This window comes from Reinekea marina (assembly GCF_030409715.1).
GTDB lineage: Bacteria > Pseudomonadota > Gammaproteobacteria > Pseudomonadales > Natronospirillaceae > Reinekea > Reinekea marina.
Map to the genome: position 1 here is coordinate 265,838 of NZ_JAUFQI010000001.1, position 15,631 is coordinate 281,468.

Below are 15,631 nucleotides of genomic sequence, written 5' to 3' on the forward strand. Positions count from 1 at the left end.
CATCCTTTACAAGGCCAGTAACAAACTCGCTCTTAGCTCCATTCTCACTTGAAAAGGTTTTGTAGACCTGCGGCTTTACTTCCTTTCTATATAAGTTTCTAATTATACCGGCGGCAGAAAATGTCCAGTCGAAATCGCTGTCTTTCGCGACTTTGGTTCTGGCTGGGAAGTATCCACGTATTGAATTATCTCTTACTGCCAAATCTTTCTTAAGCACACTCATACTCACAGCCCGCCTACTTCTATTTCTTGGTCTTCTTCACTGTAACTGACTTTAATGCGCTGATTATCCGTGCCGTAAATGTGAAGTTCATCTGCACTACTCAACTGTGTAGAAATCTTTGAAACTAATTCATCAATAACCACCACGCTGTTTTTGTCAAACTTGTTAGGTTTAAGTCCATTATTGATCTGCATCATCACGCTCAAAAGATTGACATTCATTGGAATTTCTTCAACTGGTTTCTTGTTTACCGTAAATAAGAGATTAAACGAATGGATGTCGGAAGGCTGATATTCTGTAATTTCATTGAAGTTAGGTTTAAACTTTGTCTCTGCAGCGATCTTGTATGAACCATTAGTTGATAAGTACACTTCACCACTCGGTAAATCAGGGGCATTTCGATTCGCATATAAGTTAATCGAACGGAAAATAACGTTCTCGTAAAAAATCTTTAGTTTCTTTCTTTCTTCAGGCTCTAGCGCATCGGAGTTATGAAGGTTCCATGCCTGCCTATATACAAACTCAGACTCATCTTGGAAGTCTACGCAGAGATTCTTGGTAAATGTGCTCGATATATTGGCGTTCTTAAAAAGAAAAACCTGGCGAATGATGGAACTTGGGTTTACCTTCCCTCGATTATCTATTTGGTATTTTTTGTGTACTTCATCTCTAAACTCTTCATATTCTGGATTAGGCAGCTTCAGTGATAGATTTAGGATGAAGGTATCGACTTTCTTAGTTCGCTTTACTGAGGGGTCAAACGTTGAGATTGCGCAAGTCAATTCATTTTCCGACTCAGAAAAGAGGTTATTCCATATATGACCACCACCAGCAATTAATTGGTGGATGAAATCCAGCAACATTCGAGTCGTAATAAATTGATCTTCTCTAATTCTTGCGTTAAGCAGAAGTTCAATTATTGTTTTCTGAACACCTTTCTCCCTAAGAATTAGATAATTCGAAACAAGTTTTTTTGTTACATTGTCCGCATTTTTTTTATCTACTTCACCAAGCGCTTTATTGAAAAAACTTCGGAATGCATTGTTTTGGTCATCGGCAACCACTCGGCCAATCAACGCCTGCATATGTGGCGCTGAAACTCTTGCCTCTTCAAACTCAAATTTCGAATAAGCCTCAAAATTTAAAAAGTAGAATCTTCCATTTCCGAATGGAGGGTTATTTTTGTTAGGGCTTTTAAGAAATTTTCGAATTGCTGATTTTATTTCATGAAACTCATCATCGCCTTCACGCTCATAGTTGGCCATCATTCCGATATTAATACCGACGACCAAAGGTCTTCTCGTTGTAACCTGCTGTCTAAATCGATCGTTTAAAGCTTCAATGGCTGTTTGATTAGGCTCAAAGCTATGTGTGGCATCTAAATGGAAATCGACTCTATTTTTGTAATTGCCCTCATAACGGGTCAAAATTTCAGACTTACCATCACCGCTGCTTCCGCATAAGAAAACAATTTGTCCTGAGTCTAATTCGTCTAAGGTTGCTTTAAAATCAGCTTCAATGTCTGTCTTAACGTATAAGTAGTCTTTCAGCTTTTTTAACTCAGGGTTTTCAATTTCACCTGATGTCGTAACTGCCAATGGTGATGCTTTCGATAAGATGCTTAAAGCTTGTTCAAGATTCACGGGTGGACGCATCCTTTGTCTTTTTTTTGGGTTCTACATGTGATGGTGCTCACAAAACATGGTCCAATCTATCCATTCGTCTCTCAATAGTCAAATTGATTATATTAATCAAAACTTTGATGGTTCAATTGAATATAACTATCTCGAGCAACAAACTTAAGACATAAAAAAACAGCGCCGAGGCGCTGTTTCTATTCATTGCTTACGACGTGCGAATGAATTAAATCTTAGAGTTTACTAACTCTACTAGTGCATCAGCAGTAATGCCGAAGTGCTTGAACAATTCACCGGCTGGGGCAGATTCACCGAAGGTGTCCATGCCGATGATGCCGCCTTCTAGGCCTACGTACTTGTACCAGAAGTCTTTGGCACCGGCTTCTATCGCGAAGCGTTTTGGTCCTGCTGGTAATACGCTGGCTTTATATTCATCGCTTTGTGCTTCGAATACATCGGTACAAGGCATTGATACAACTTGTACGTTTTTACCGGCCGCTTCTAATTTTGCAGCGGCTTCTACCGCTAGGCTTACTTCAGAACCGGTCGCAATCAATACCGCGTCTGGTGTGCCATTAGCCGCTTTCAGTACGTAACCACCTTTGGCAATGTTTGCAATTTGCTCAGGCGTACGTTCGTTGTGCGCTAGGTTTTGGCGAGAGAATACCAAAGCGTTTGGCGTTTCTTTGCTCTTTAACGCATAAACCCAAGACACGGCACTTTCTACCGCATCGGCCGGGCGCCAAGTGTTTAGGTTTGGCGTAGCGCGCATGGCGGCTAGTTGTTCAACCGGCTGATGCGTTGGGCCGTCTTCACCTAGACCGATAGAATCGTGCGTGTAAACGTGGATCAATGGCAACTTCATTAATGCCGCCATGCGTACCGCGTTACGTGCGTATTCCATGAATATGAAGAAGGTTGCGCCGTAAGGTTTTAAGCCACCGTGCAACATAACGCCGTTCATGATGGCGCTCATACCAAATTCACGTACACCGTAGAAGCAGTAGTTGCCCGATGGGTCGGCGCTGCTGACGCCTTGCGCACCGCTCCAAAGTGTTAAGTTAGAACCGGCTAAATCGGCTGAACCACCAAACAATTCCGGTAGCGAAGGTGCCAATGCTTCTATAGAGTTTTGAGATGCTTTACGGCTGGCAATGGTGTCGCCTTTGGCATCGACTTCTTTGATGAATTGCTCTGCAATATCATCGAAGTTATCGGGTAAGTCACCGGCCATACGACGGGTATATTCTGCGGCAAGCTCAGGGAATTCAGCGCTGTAAGCGGCGAATTTTTCTTCCCAAGCGGCTTGAGCGGCCTTACCTTTTTCTTGAGCGTTCCAAGCGTCTTGAATATCAGCGGGGATTTCAAACGCTGGCGCTGTCCAACCCAATTTTTCACGGGTCAGTTTAATTTCTTCATCACCTAACGGTGCGCCGTGGCAGTCTTCTTTGCCTTCTTTGTTTGGCGAACCAAAGCCGATGATGGTTTTGCAGCATATTAATGTAGGCTGTTCGGTGTTTTCACGAGCGGTTTCAATCGCCTGCTTAATTTCTTCAGGGTCGTGGCCATTTACACGTGGAATAACCTGCCAACCGTAAGACTCAAAACGCTGAACGGTGTCGTCGGTGAACCAACCTTCAACTTCACCATCGATAGAAATACCGTTGTCATCGTAGAATGCAACCAGCTTACCTAAGCCTAGTGTACCGGCGAGTGAACACACTTCATGAGAGATGCCTTCCATCATGCAGCCATCGCCCATAAAGGCGTATGTGTGGTGATCTACGATCTCGTGACCGTCGCGGTTAAACTGCGCCGCCAAAACCTTTTCAGCTAACGCCATACCCACCGCATTGGCAATACCTTGGCCTAGAGGGCCAGTAGTGGTTTCAACGCCTGGCGTGTAACCGTATTCTGGGTGGCCTGGTGTTCTGGAATCCATTTGACGGAAGTTTTTAATGTCGTCAATGGTGACATCGTAACCCGATAAATGCAGCAGTGAATAAATAAGCATAGAGCCGTGGCCGTTTGATAACACAAAACGATCACGGTTAGACCAATCTGGGTTGGTAGGGTTGTGGCTTAGAAAATCGCTCCATAATACTTGGGCGATATCGGCCATACCCATGGGCGCACCTGGGTGTCCAGACTTGGCTTTTTGAACGGCATCCATGCTTAAAGCACGAATGGCATTGGCTAAATCACTACGAGAAGGCATCTATAAGGTTCCTTTGAGTTGGATGTAACGCTTGGCACATTTTGAAAGCGCGGATTATCCCTGAATAGCGCCCTATTCGCAAAGCCAATTCGGCTATTTTCTAATCATTTCAGTCAATTGAATGAAACCAGGGTGAATTAATGTAAATTCAAGTTCTTCAACTATACTCATTTTTACAGGGTGATCTTTCGTACCAAACGGGTTTTGACCATTGTTAAATTTGATCCAAGCTTTAGAGCACCATGTATATCGTTGCTTGCGATTCTTCTTATTTTCTCAGCACCATGTTGTAAAGGTAACTATGCGAAACTACATCAAAATCACACTATTGTTTCACCTACTGCTAGTGACAAGCATTACTTCCGCGGCCTCGCTGAATGGCGTTCAACTGATAGACTTATCTGGCAAGCCCATCCCGAATGCTGTCATTGAAATGAGTGCCACGCCTACTGTAGAAGTTCGCACGCAATCGGAATATTTAATGGACCAAGTCAATTTTGAATTTGTGCCAGAAGTGCTAATTATTCCAAGAAACGCCTATGTCCGATTCCCAAACAGCGATGACTCTCGCCACCATGTCTATTCGTTTTCTGAAACGAAACAATTTGAACTAAAGCTATTTTCCGGCAATCAGGCGCCGCCTGTTCAATTCGATAAAACAGGCGCAGTGGCCGTGGGTTGTAACATTCACGATAGAATGAATGGTTACATCTACATTACCGATTTCCCAATTGCGGTTAAAAGCGATGCCAATGGCATGACGGCAATACCCGAGTACAAAGAAGCCAGCACAAACGAAATCCAAGTATGGCATCCACTGCTCATGCGACCACAGCGGTTTAATCTGGCCAACCTGAACATTGATTCCAGCAATAATACGGTTATTACGTTACCTATCGCATTGCCCGAAGTTCAAGAAGAAAGTTCAGACGCTATCAACAGCCTGAAGTCCCGTTTAAAGAGCTATAAAAACGATGGCGATTAGTTTTAGAAGCCGCCTGATTATTCTCTTTATTTTATTGGTCGGCATTACACTTTCTACATTAACTTGGGCTGTTTTACGCGCGTTGGATACCAATGCGGCGGTAAACGCCGAGCGCGAACTCTTAGTTGCCGAGCGAGTTTTTGAAACTTTATTGGAAGAGAACCGACGACAACTGACCGATAGAACATCACTGCTCGCCGAAGACTTTGGTTTTCGCCAAGCCATCGCCACCAATGAAGAACAAACTATTGTGAGTGCGTTGGTGAATCACGGTGAACGTATTGCCGCAGATCTAATATTGTTGATGGATACGAGTGGGGAAATACTCATTGGTACCCACGATTTATCGGGCTCGGTAACAAAAATCCAGCAGCAAACACAACAAATGTCGTCGCCTTTTAACGAACTCATCATTGCTGAGGAAGAACCTTTTCAGCTGGTTATGGTTCCGGTTTATGGGCCCGATCTTATTGCCTGGGTTGGGGTGGGGTTTAGTATCGACGATAGCCTCATTGATAGCTTTCGATCTATTACCAAAGCCGATGTTAGCTTGTTGTTTCACAGCGAAACCCAAAGCAGCGTAAAGGTACTTTCGACATTAAACACAAACATTATGCAAAGCACGGCGACAAGCCAAAGTTTTGATTCCTTCACTACAGCTTATATAGCAGCGCTAGAAAACAAAGACTGGCTAAATTTAGAAACTAGCCTGCTCAACGGTGGCGAACAACGAATAAATCTTGTTCTGTCGGTAAGTTTACAGCAAGCCATCGCCGCCAATAGAGACCTACAAACCCAAATGTTAGTGATTACCATTTTTATATTGATACTGGCGCTTGTAGTGTCTATTTTCATTGCAAATTCGTTTAACAAACCCATACACGCTTTAGTAAAAGCCGCACGTAGAATTGCCCGTGGTGAATACCAACACAATATCAATGTACCGGGCAATACAGAGTTTAACGAATTAGGCGAGACACTGAATCAGATGCAGCACGATATTCAGGAGCGAGAGCAACATATAAGCCACCAAGCTGAGCACGATCTTCTAACCCACTTGCCAAATCGCCATAAAATGGCTTCTATTTTGAACCAACGGCTTTCCGATTCTAGCGGTAACTCTTCAATTGCTGTGCTTTTAGTTAAGCTTATAAATTTCGAGTCGCTCAGTGATATTTATGGCATGTCTATAATGGATTCGGTGTTAAAACAGGCCGCCGACATTTTAAAAAATAACTCTGAGGCTTGGCTTTCTCTTGGCCATGTTGGGCATGACGAGTTTTTAGTGCTTGTGCAGTTGGCACCGAATCAACCAATTGGTGGCACTGTTAACGCCATTAAAAATATCTTTGCTAAGCCCATCTATTGTAATCAAATAGAACTGACCCTAGACACCCGCATTGGCGCGGTTATTTGCCCTGAACACGCTGATAACTATGAAGACACATTAAGACGCGCGCATATCGCGATGAATGAGGCAAGGCTGACCAACAGTTGTCACTCCGTTTTTGATTCCCGTTTAGAAAAGCGGTACTTACGCAAACTGGAAGTCACACAAAGGCTTCAACAAGCGATAACGACCCAATCTTTCACCTTATTGTTTCAGCCGCAATTTAATTTAAAAGAAGGTCGAGTTCATTCCGCCGAAGCACTCATTCGTTGGCACGATGCTGAGTTGGGCCCTGTTTATCCAGACGAATTCATACCATTAGCAGAAAGTTCCGGCGATATAACCTTAATTACAGAATGGGTCTTTAGTGAATCTCTTAATCAACTACAGCAATGGCAAGATCAAGGGTTTGATTTAGGCGTCAGCATTAATTTATCGGCAAGAGATATTCTCAAAAATGAATTTATAGACCACGTCTTAGACACCATAAAAGAGCGTCATATTCCCAGCCATTTGCTGATGCTAGAGGTCACCGAGAGTGCCATTGTGGAAGACATGGAGCACGCAATTCAAAATTTGCGCAGGCTCTATGATGCCGGAATACAGCTCGCAATGGATGACTTTGGCACAGGGTTCTCATCATTAGCGCAATTAAAAGAGCTCCCCGTACACGAGCTAAAAATCGACAAATCTTTTGTATTGAATTTGAATGAGGATGCTGATGATCAAAAAATTGTACGATCTACCATAGAAATGGCTCATAGCCTTGGCATTAGCACCATTGCTGAAGGCACTGAAAACATAGAATCGATCAACCTATTAAAAGCAATGAATTGTGACGCAATACAAGGGTATTTTCTAAGCAAGCCTATTAGTTCAGCTGAACTTTTAACCTGGCTTGTACAATTCAATAAATCTGGACTCAATTATGAAACTCATTAAAAATTGCTTTCGCCTAGCCGCCATTATTCTTTTTAGTGCTCAAGCTTTCTCTAATGACACCAGTAAAATACTGGCAACCTCTGCACTGTCTTCAATAGAGGGTAGCGCAGGCGGCGGAATAGTGCCCTGGGCTGTGATAGGAGGCTATGGCAGTACTGGCGAATGGAGTGTTGCGGCCAGTAGCAGCCAAGTAAACGTAGAAGACTTCAAGCTTTCAACGCACAGCCTATTAGGCTCTTACAACAATCGCTTAGAGTTAAGCTACGCCCAACAAGCCCTGCAAGTTTTACCTTTAAATACAGCTATTGTTCAAAATATTTTCGGAGCCAAAGCGCGTCTTGCTGGCGATCTTATTTATCAAGACTGGCCTCAAGTCAGTGCGGGTTTTCAGTATAAAATTAACGAAAACCCCAGCATCGCAATTGATGTGTTAGGCGCTCAATCTGATCGAAGCACCGACTACTATATAACAGCAAGCAAGCTGTGGTTACATGCGCTTGCCGAACGTAATTTACTTTTAAATGCAACGCTCCGCTATACCGATGCAAATCAAACGGGCTTATTAGGCTTTGGGCAAGGGTCAGAAAGCCAATACCGCTGGGTGGGTGAAGTCAGCGCGGGATTATTTCTGAATCATCAGTGGGCTATTGGCGGAGAATTTCGGCAGCAACCAAACAAGTTGGCATCGGTAGATGAGAGCCACTGGTGGGATCTCTATTCAGCTTGGTTTCCAAATAAACGCGTTGCTGTAGTAGCCGCCTATGTGGATTTAGGCACCGTTGCCCTTTGGGAAGAGCAGCGTGGCATGTACCTTTCTATTCAAATAACCCATTAGGTCCTTTATGAATATTTTTATTAAGCTCATTCTTGCTTTAGTGGTCTCTATCTCTTTAGGTTGCGCGGGTTCGACACAATCAAATGCGCCGACTCTCTATGATCGTTTGGGTAAAAACCAAGGGATAAGCGATATTGTAGACAGCATGCTTTATGACATTGCCAGCAACGAAAAGCTGATTGAGTTTTTCATAGAGACCGACTTAGATAGATTTCGAACCAAGTTAATCGAAATGCTTTGTGAAGTGAGTGATGGTCCTTGTGAATATACAGGTGACTCTATGAAGCAAGTGCATGAATCCATGGCGATTGACAAAAGCCACTTCGACGCATTAGTCACTAGCTTAGTAGCGGCAATGGATGAAAATAATGTTGAAGTGGGCGCACAAAATGACTTATTAGCTCGTTTAGTGCCATATTACCCTGAGGTGATTCCCAGCAATTAACTTTAGCGGCATTAAAAAAAGGTGCAGCGCAGAGAACTGGCCGCACCAAAGGCCTCTATGGAAGAGACACACCGTAAACTGTGTATTGCAAGAACGCAGCTACACTATCGCAAATGATAATTATTATCAATAACTAGCGCGTTGATTTTTGGTTCTTTTCGCTAGTTATGCACCTCACGTACTATGAAACGTTGATTTTCCACGCTATCGCACTATGCTTATAACTTACTTTGTGTCTGCTATGGGCTTGAATTGAAAGGTTTAATGTTAAAAAGAATCACTAAGAAGCTCATAGGGTGTTTTATTCTACCGACCTTATTTTTGGGCTCGGCTGTATTTTCAGAAGATTTAGAATCGGTTTCCTTAAAGCTAAAGTGGCAGCACCAATTTCAATTTGCCGGTTACTATGCCGCCATTGAGAAAGGCTTTTACCGAGAGGCCGGGTTTGATGTAACACTTATCGTACACGATGGCTCTTCTGATCTATACGACCCAATTATCAACAATGAAATTGAATTTGGCACCGCCGACTCTTCTCTTGTCGCTAGGCGGCTTAAAGGTGACCCACTCGTTGTACTTACGACGGTCTACCAACATTCTCCATCTGTTTTAATCAGTTTAAAAGAAAAAGGCGTGCTAGGTCCTTTTGAACTGAAGGGCAAACGAATTATGTTTCAGCGCAACGCTGACGATGCGGCCCTACAAGCTTTGCTAATTTCTCTGGGCATTCAAGAATCGGATTACGAATTTGTGCCCCACTCTTTCAACAAGCTTGCGTTATTACAAGACGAGCCAAGCATTGATGTAATGTCTGCCTACTTAAGCAACGAACCATTTTTGTTTAAAGAAAAAGGCCACGACGTTCAGATAATAGACCCAGCTAACTACGGCATCGATTTTTACGGCGATTTACTCTACACCACCGAAGACTATATTAAGCAGTCTCCCGATCGAGCCATCGCCTTTAAGGATGCCAGCTTACGAGGTTGGCGATACGCTTTAGACAACCCAGAAGAAGTTTTTACTTGGCTGCAAACTAAGTACCCTTCCGGTAAAAGCTTGGCAGCGCTTGAATACGAAGCTGAAATCATAAAAAAAATGGTCGCTCAAGACTTCGTACAACTCGGCAGTATGTACCCGGCGCGATTCAGCCGAATTGCAGATGTATATAAACAACTTGGTCTCGCACCGAAAAGTGGCGATATATCTGGTTTAACGTTAGATGAATATCTCAAGCAAAAATCAGACACGTCTAAACAGTACTTACGCGCATTGGGTATTGTTTCAGCAATACTCATTAGCCTAATCGCGTTGCTGGTGATCGGAATGCGATCAATGCAGAGCACGATTAAAAAGCGCACATCACAATTATTTGAATTAAATAAAGATTTAACACGCCAAATAGAATTGTCCGATAAGCACGTAATTTCGGCGACTATCGGTAGTAACGGTCTTTTTAAAGAAGTTTCGACCGCTTTTTGTCAGTTGGCAGGATACAGCCGTCAGGAATTACTCAGCATAGACCCAGAGCAACTCACCCCACCAGGATACCGTGAAGGGCGTAATGAAATTATTCATCGCGTTTTTGCGGGCACCTCAGAACACGGTGAAATACGGCAAATAAATAAAGACGGCTCTTCTTACTGGTTGCACATGTTTGCTGACCCTATTCGAGATGAGAACGGCAATATTAATGCGATACAGATCACTGCAACTGATGTTACTGAGAAAAAACTCGTGCAACGATTATCTGAAACAGATGTGTTGACGGATATTGCAAATCGTAAAAAGCTCGACAGTACCTTAAAGCAGGAATGGGCTCGTTATATTCGCTACAAAGAAGTATTTTCAATTATCGTTTTAGATTTAGACCATTTTAAAAACATCAATGATAGCTTTGGGCACCCTGAAGGGGATCGGGTGTTAAAGGCCGTAGCCGACGCCATTACCTTAGTTATTCGCAATACCGATTTGGTCGGCCGTTGGGGCGGTGAGGAGTTTTTAGTTATATTACCTCTTACGCCTATTGAAAATGCTGTTCATGTCGCTGAAAAGTTACGATTGGCAATCAACCGATTAGACGGATTTCCAATGTTGGATGTTTCGGCGAGCTTTGGTGTTGCCTCTTCAGATCAAGTCATTGATTTAGATAACCTATTCAGAATTGCAGATGCCGCACTATACACCGCCAAAGAAAGTGGCCGAAATTGTGTCAGAGCCGCCGACTAGAAATTAAAATCACCCCACCAAAAGTGCGTTAATTCGCTCAATTTGATTATCTATTGAGCGATGAATGCAGCCGGCGCAGTAGTCTGCTCCAAGTGCCGTATAATATCGGCAGCACCCTCCGCGACTGACGAAATACCGGTTATTTTTTTGGCATAATTTAATAATGCAGGTTTGTGGGTTCGCTATCTTAGACCCGTTAATTTTCTGCATGGCTCTAAACAGATGTATCGCTTGTTCCGATTTATTGTGAAGCTGACCTGCGGCTAAGCAGGCTGAGGCAATGGCGTCTGCAACGAGTCGCCATTGCGCGCCAATACTTAACCGCATGGCGTTGCGCTGTTTATGTATTAACGGCTCTACGAACTGACCAACGGTGCAATATAAATGTTCAGCCAATGGCCTCACAGTCGTCGTTTGAGCACAAACACAAGGTTCATTAAAATGAAGTGTGGGTAAGCGACTTTGTGCCTGGAAACCACTTTCACCATTTAATCCAAGCTGTACATCTTCAACGCTAATGTTCAATTGTAAGTTTTCAGACAGCGTAGCTTCAACGAGAACGGAAGCCAGTTGATAAGTTAACAACTGTACGCTAAAGCTAGCCTGGCCCTTTTTATCCAAGCCAGGGTACGTCTTGGCGAAGGTTAGGTACAGCTGATCAAGTACATCGCTATCATCGTCTATTAAGGTTGACCAACTCACTTTCATCGCCTTTGAATCGGCTGTTGGCAATAACGAAGTGAAGCGTTGTATATTTACCTTCTGCATCTAACTTTCTCAATTAATAAGATGAACGCGAAGATGGTACGACTGTTTTAGGGTCACCATCGATTGCCAGCTCTAGCTCGGGCAGTAAATTATCGAGCAAATACTCCAAACTGAGTGGGCTCATAAAAGAAAATGCACCGCCCACTAATTCGCCTAAAAACACTTCTCGACCTTCTTTGTAAAAAGGCATGTGCTTTCGCAATGGCAGTGCATCTACATCGGTCAAAGCGTCTGAGGCAGATAACCACAGCAACGCATCAACGTTTAGCAAATCGAGTTTTTCTTCACTGAAAGATGCATAGAAAGACTCACCGGCTAACTCATCGTATTGAGGTGGAATTACAAAGCCGAGCTGCTGTAATAGTTGGCTTCTTAAATCATGCGTAGCGTACACACCCGGTTGGCCTGAATAGTAAAATGCAACAGCCGCTGATTTACCGGTGAAGTTTGTATGGCTTTGTGCTTCTCGCTCAATGCGTGATTCTATTCTATCGACGATTTTATTGGCTTGTTCAAACTTGCCTAATGCTAAGCCAATACTTCGGGTTCTTTCTTGCCACGGCATTCCCCATTCGACGTAGTCTCCGGACTGCGGTAATGTCGGGGCAATTTTGGATAATTTATTATAATCTTCTTGAGTCATTCCCGATGAAATTCCGACTATTAAATCGGGGTTCAGGGCTGCAATGGCTTCAAAGTCGAGGGCATCTCTTCCTAGCACTAACGGTTTAGCATCACCGAGTTCATCACTAGCCCATGGCCACGTAGCAAATGGTTTATCGCCAAACCAGTCTCTAACGGCAATTGGTTGAACGCCCAGCGCTAAGATGTCGTCTTGATCACTGTAGCCAATAGACACCACTCGTTTTGGCGGCTCTTGTAGCGTTAAAGAGCCAAACTTATGGTCAATAGTTACTGGGAAATCGCCAGCGTTTACCAAGGTACTGTATAAAGTGACCACCAGCGTTACTGTGGCCATCACCGTTAATCGTGAAAAGTTCATGGTTGTTCCTTAAGGTTTTTTGGGGTTGGTAAAAAGTAAAATAAGCAGTAGCGGGGCGCCTGCTAACGTTGAAACAATTCCAGCGGGTATTTGCACCGGAGCCCACAAAGTTCGACCTAGTAGATCAGCACCTGAAACCAACAACGCCCCCACAAACATGCTGAGAATGAGTTGATGACGAGGAGAGCCTAGTGTTAATTTCCGTGCGATGTGCGGTGCAATCAGGCCAATAAATCCAATTGGGCCAACCACCGCTGTGGCAATAGCCGCGGCTAAAACGGCCACCAGCAATTGCAATGAATGAATTGCTTTAAGTGGCACACCTAAACTTTGTGCCAACTCATTTCCCAGCTGCTGTGCTTTTAGAAAATGAGCCAGTATCCAAGCACTGGGTAAAATGAGTAAAGTGCTGATACACAACAAACTGACATCAGAAGCGCTTACTCGATGCAAACTACCGCTGAGCCAAGACAAGGCCGTCATGACATTTTCTAATTGGCCGTAAGTTAAAAAAGTAGAGGTGAGAGCTGTTATAAAAAGGGAAAGGCCCACTCCCGTCAGAATAAACACTAGAGGCGAGGCCGATTGATTTTTACGCGCGGTTAAGGTGTAAATGAGAAAGGCTGCCAAACAAGCACCAGACATTGCCGCCCATACACGATTCCCCGCTAACTCTTGAGGGTACAGAACAACAAACAATACTACCGCAAGCGCGGCGCCTTGAGAGACACCAATCAAAGATGGGTCGGCTAATGGGTTGCGCGTTAGTCCTTGCAATAAAAAGCCAGAACTCGCGAAAAGAGCGCCAACAAATAGCGCACTGGCGAGCCTAGGTAAGCGAAACTCCCACAGCATTAATGTTGAGCTCGATTGCGAATGAGGGTCCAATAAGCCCTGCCATACTTCTTCTAAGCTTAACTTGTAACTGCCAGCCAATGTCGAGCCAATGGCCACTAGTATTAATGCGATCAACAATGCGCTGTAGATATGCTTATAAGATGGTTGGCTTGAGATAATTTTAGTGAAGGTACTTTGTATCATCTAAGACCTCGACCAAAATTTTGGCGAACCAAGTAAATAAACAGTGGCGATCCAATTAGTACGGTTAACAGGCCTGTTGATAATTCGCGAGGAGCAATCATTGTTCGGGCTAAGCAATCAACGCCAATCAAATAAGTGGCACCAAGTACCGCTGAAAATGGCAGAACCCATCGATAATCAGCACCGATTAGCATTTTAACCACATGCGGAATGACCAGCCCAACAAAACCTAATGGCCCAGCTACAGCAACCGCCGCAGCAGATAGCAAAATCAAACAAACGACAATCAAGGCTTTTCGCCTCGGTAAATGAGCCCCCATTGCTTGAGCGGTTTGCTCACCTAGCAGCAGCAAGGTAAAAACACGTGATTGCGATAAGATTCCAACCAGTGCGAGGCACCATAACGGCACCACCCAGTAGAAAGCTGGCCATGCATTGCCCGCTAAGCTGCCCACTAGCCAAACGCGCAACTCATTAAAGCTTTGATCATTAAATAATTGCAGCAGAGTTATGGCCGCCGTGAGCATGGCCGAAACGATAGCACCGCTGAGGATAAGCGCCAGCGGCGAAGCCCCTCCTGGCAATTTTCTAGCTATCCCCCAAACACATACACCCGACACACTTGCGCCTACCGCCGCTACAAGTGGAATGAAGGCCACCGCAAACCACTGCAATACACTGACAAACGCGAGCACAAAAAAAGATGCTCCTGATAAAATCGACAATAGACCAGGGTCGGCTAAGGGGTTTCGAGTCAGTGCTTGTAAACCAGCCCCCGCCAAAGCCAAACCGGAGCCAGCAACAATAGCGGCCACCAATCTTGGCACTCTAAGCTCCATAATAATGATATGGTTTAAGTTTGAATCGTTGAACGAGAAAAACGCGGACATCACTTCAGTAATTGAGACCGTTCGGGCACCCAAGGTAATGTGCAGAACGGATATACCGATAAGAGCGAGCATGCTAAGTACAAAGCCAACATTACGCCTTAAATTGATTCTATAAGCAGAAGCTACTGGCAAAGAAGTTGTCATGACCCTACCAACGCCAGCTCAGCAGAGTGCGATTTAATGTTAGGAATACAGAAAGGCTTTCCAGAATGAGCGTCGGTAACAACCTGTGCCACTAAATCAAACACCCGGCTCAAGTTAGCCTCTGTAAAAACGTGTTGAACGCATCCTTGTGCTTGCACTTGACCCTCTTTCATCATTACAAGTTTATCGGCGAACGCCGCTGCCAAATTGAGCTCATGCATGACTATGCCGATGGCGTATTGCTTGTTTTTTGCTAGCTGTTGTAACAGTTGTAATAATTCAACTTGAACTTTTAAATCTAGATAAGAGGTAGGCTCGTCTAACAGCAGAACATCCGTTTCTTGAGCCAACACCATGGCGATCCAGCATCTTTGACGTTGCCCACCCGACAACTGATCTATCGGGCTATTCGCAAATTCACTGACTTGCGCCAAATTCATAGCGTCTTCTATGCAATAAGCGTCTTTTTTATTGCCACTCAACAAACCCTGGTAGGGGAAACGCCCCAGACTAACGAGCTCCTTAACAGTGAGTTCTTCTGGCGCAAGTGGATGCTGAGGCAATACCCCTAGTTGCTGTGCCAGTTGTTTGGTTGGCCATTCTTTAATGCGCTTACTATTAAGCAGCACCGAACCGCAAGACAAAGCCAGTCTGTTAGACAAGGCTTTAAGCAACGTAGACTTACCGCAACCATTAGGTCCGATTAGGATAGTCAGTTCACCTGAGTTAAGTTGTAAATCAACATTTTTTAGTATCGGCAACGTATAACCAGCACTTATATGGCGGCATTCTAGAGGGGCAGTAAAATTCATCTGTGCTCATCAATTTAGATTCAAACAGATAGTAATGAGAACCATTATCAAATGCAAATAAAAACCATC

General features: G+C 44.1%; 12 protein-coding genes. 5 read left to right on the plus strand and 7 right to left on the minus strand.

What is annotated here, in order from left to right:
* Nucleotides 1-225: 225 nt before the first annotated feature.
* Entirely contained in the window at nt 226-1,878 is a 1,653-nt protein-coding gene (gene dptF, locus QWZ13_RS01490) for a DNA phosphorothioation-dependent restriction protein DptF (protein WP_290280184.1), read from the minus strand.
* 208 nt (nt 1,879-2,086) lie between these two features.
* Nucleotides 2,087-4,078: a transketolase gene (tkt, locus tag QWZ13_RS01495; RefSeq protein WP_290280185.1), complete on the minus strand. Its 1,992-nt coding sequence runs from the start codon at nt 4,076-4,078 to the stop codon at nt 2,087-2,089.
* Nucleotides 4,079-4,289: 211 nt separating this feature from the next.
* Here tkt and QWZ13_RS01500 point away from each other — a divergent pair, with 211 nt between their 5' ends.
* The 5 genes from QWZ13_RS01500 to QWZ13_RS01520 all read left to right on the plus strand — a co-directional run bounded on the left by QWZ13_RS01500 (nt 4,290) and on the right by QWZ13_RS01520 (nt 10,904).
* Nucleotides 4,290-5,063, plus strand: coding sequence for a cupredoxin domain-containing protein (locus tag QWZ13_RS01500; RefSeq protein ID WP_290280187.1), 774 nt, complete (start codon nt 4,290-4,292; stop codon nt 5,061-5,063).
* Nucleotides 5,053-7,395 carry an EAL domain-containing protein gene (locus tag QWZ13_RS01505; protein WP_290280188.1) on the plus strand — a complete coding sequence of 781 codons (2,343 nt, stop codon included), beginning with the start codon at nt 5,053-5,055 and terminating at the stop codon, nt 7,393-7,395. Before QWZ13_RS01500 ends, QWZ13_RS01505 begins: the two co-directional genes overlap by 11 nt.
* Complete coding sequence (locus QWZ13_RS01510) at nt 7,382-8,230, plus strand: DUF3034 family protein (protein ID WP_290280189.1); 849 nt, start codon at nt 7,382-7,384, stop codon at nt 8,228-8,230. The genes QWZ13_RS01505 and QWZ13_RS01510 overlap by 14 nt, the downstream gene beginning before the upstream one ends.
* 7 nt (nt 8,231-8,237) lie before the next feature.
* The gene (locus tag QWZ13_RS01515; RefSeq protein ID WP_290280190.1) at nt 8,238-8,675 is read left to right on the plus strand and encodes a group I truncated hemoglobin; all 438 of its coding nucleotides are present in this window, start codon (nt 8,238-8,240) and stop codon (nt 8,673-8,675) included.
* Nucleotides 8,676-8,939: 264 nt separating this feature from the next.
* A complete protein-coding gene (locus QWZ13_RS01520; RefSeq protein WP_290280191.1) occupies nt 8,940-10,904 on the plus strand; it encodes an ABC transporter substrate-binding protein in 1,965 nt (654 codons plus the stop codon).
* 9 nt (nt 10,905-10,913) lie between these two features.
* Here QWZ13_RS01520 and QWZ13_RS01525 read toward each other — a convergent pair whose 3' ends face one another.
* From QWZ13_RS01525 to QWZ13_RS01545, 5 genes are read right to left on the minus strand one after another with little or no spacing between them, the layout of a single operon-like run.
* On the minus strand, nt 10,914-11,672 hold the full coding sequence (locus QWZ13_RS01525; RefSeq protein ID WP_290280192.1) for a hypothetical protein: 759 nt from the start codon (nt 11,670-11,672) through the stop codon (nt 10,914-10,916).
* A 13-nt stretch (nt 11,673-11,685) separates the two neighbouring features.
* Nucleotides 11,686-12,675 (minus strand): iron-siderophore ABC transporter substrate-binding protein, encoded by a 990-nt coding sequence (locus QWZ13_RS01530; RefSeq protein WP_290280193.1) that lies wholly within the window; start codon nt 12,673-12,675, stop codon nt 11,686-11,688.
* A 9-nt stretch (nt 12,676-12,684) separates the two neighbouring features.
* Complete coding sequence (locus tag QWZ13_RS01535) at nt 12,685-13,716, minus strand: FecCD family ABC transporter permease (RefSeq protein ID WP_290280194.1); 1,032 nt, start codon at nt 13,714-13,716, stop codon at nt 12,685-12,687.
* On the minus strand, nt 13,713-14,750 hold the full coding sequence (locus QWZ13_RS01540) for a FecCD family ABC transporter permease (protein ID WP_290280195.1): 1,038 nt from the start codon (nt 14,748-14,750) through the stop codon (nt 13,713-13,715). The genes QWZ13_RS01535 and QWZ13_RS01540 overlap by 4 nt, the downstream gene beginning before the upstream one ends.
* Nucleotides 14,747-15,562, minus strand: coding sequence for an ABC transporter ATP-binding protein (locus QWZ13_RS01545; protein ID WP_290280196.1), 816 nt, complete (start codon nt 15,560-15,562; stop codon nt 14,747-14,749). Before QWZ13_RS01545 ends, QWZ13_RS01540 begins: the two co-directional genes overlap by 4 nt.
* Nucleotides 15,563-15,631: the final 69 nt, after the last annotated feature.

Bases quoted from the DNA above. Each gene is read 5' to 3' on its own strand.
- QWZ13_RS01515 (WP_290280190.1), top strand. From the start codon at position 8,238: ATGAATATTTTTATTAAGCTCATTCTTGCTTTAGTGGTCTCTATCTCT.
- QWZ13_RS01530 (WP_290280193.1), bottom strand. From the start codon at position 12,675: ATGAACTTTTCACGATTAACGGTGATGGCCACAGTAACGCTGGTGGTC.
- dptF (WP_290280184.1), bottom strand. From the start codon at position 1,878: ATGCGTCCACCCGTGAATCTTGAACAAGCTTTAAGCATCTTATCGAAA.
- QWZ13_RS01505 (WP_290280188.1), top strand. From the start codon at position 5,053: ATGGCGATTAGTTTTAGAAGCCGCCTGATTATTCTCTTTATTTTATTG.
- QWZ13_RS01525 (WP_290280192.1), bottom strand. From the start codon at position 11,672: ATGCAGAAGGTAAATATACAACGCTTCACTTCGTTATTGCCAACAGCC.
- QWZ13_RS01545 (WP_290280196.1), bottom strand. From the start codon at position 15,562: ATGAATTTTACTGCCCCTCTAGAATGCCGCCATATAAGTGCTGGTTAT.
- QWZ13_RS01540 (WP_290280195.1), bottom strand. From the start codon at position 14,750: ATGACAACTTCTTTGCCAGTAGCTTCTGCTTATAGAATCAATTTAAGG.
- QWZ13_RS01520 (WP_290280191.1), top strand. From the start codon at position 8,940: ATGTTAAAAAGAATCACTAAGAAGCTCATAGGGTGTTTTATTCTACCG.
- tkt (WP_290280185.1), bottom strand. From the start codon at position 4,078: ATGCCTTCTCGTAGTGATTTAGCCAATGCCATTCGTGCTTTAAGCATG.
- QWZ13_RS01535 (WP_290280194.1), bottom strand. From the start codon at position 13,716: ATGATACAAAGTACCTTCACTAAAATTATCTCAAGCCAACCATCTTAT.
- QWZ13_RS01510 (WP_290280189.1), top strand. From the start codon at position 7,382: ATGAAACTCATTAAAAATTGCTTTCGCCTAGCCGCCATTATTCTTTTT.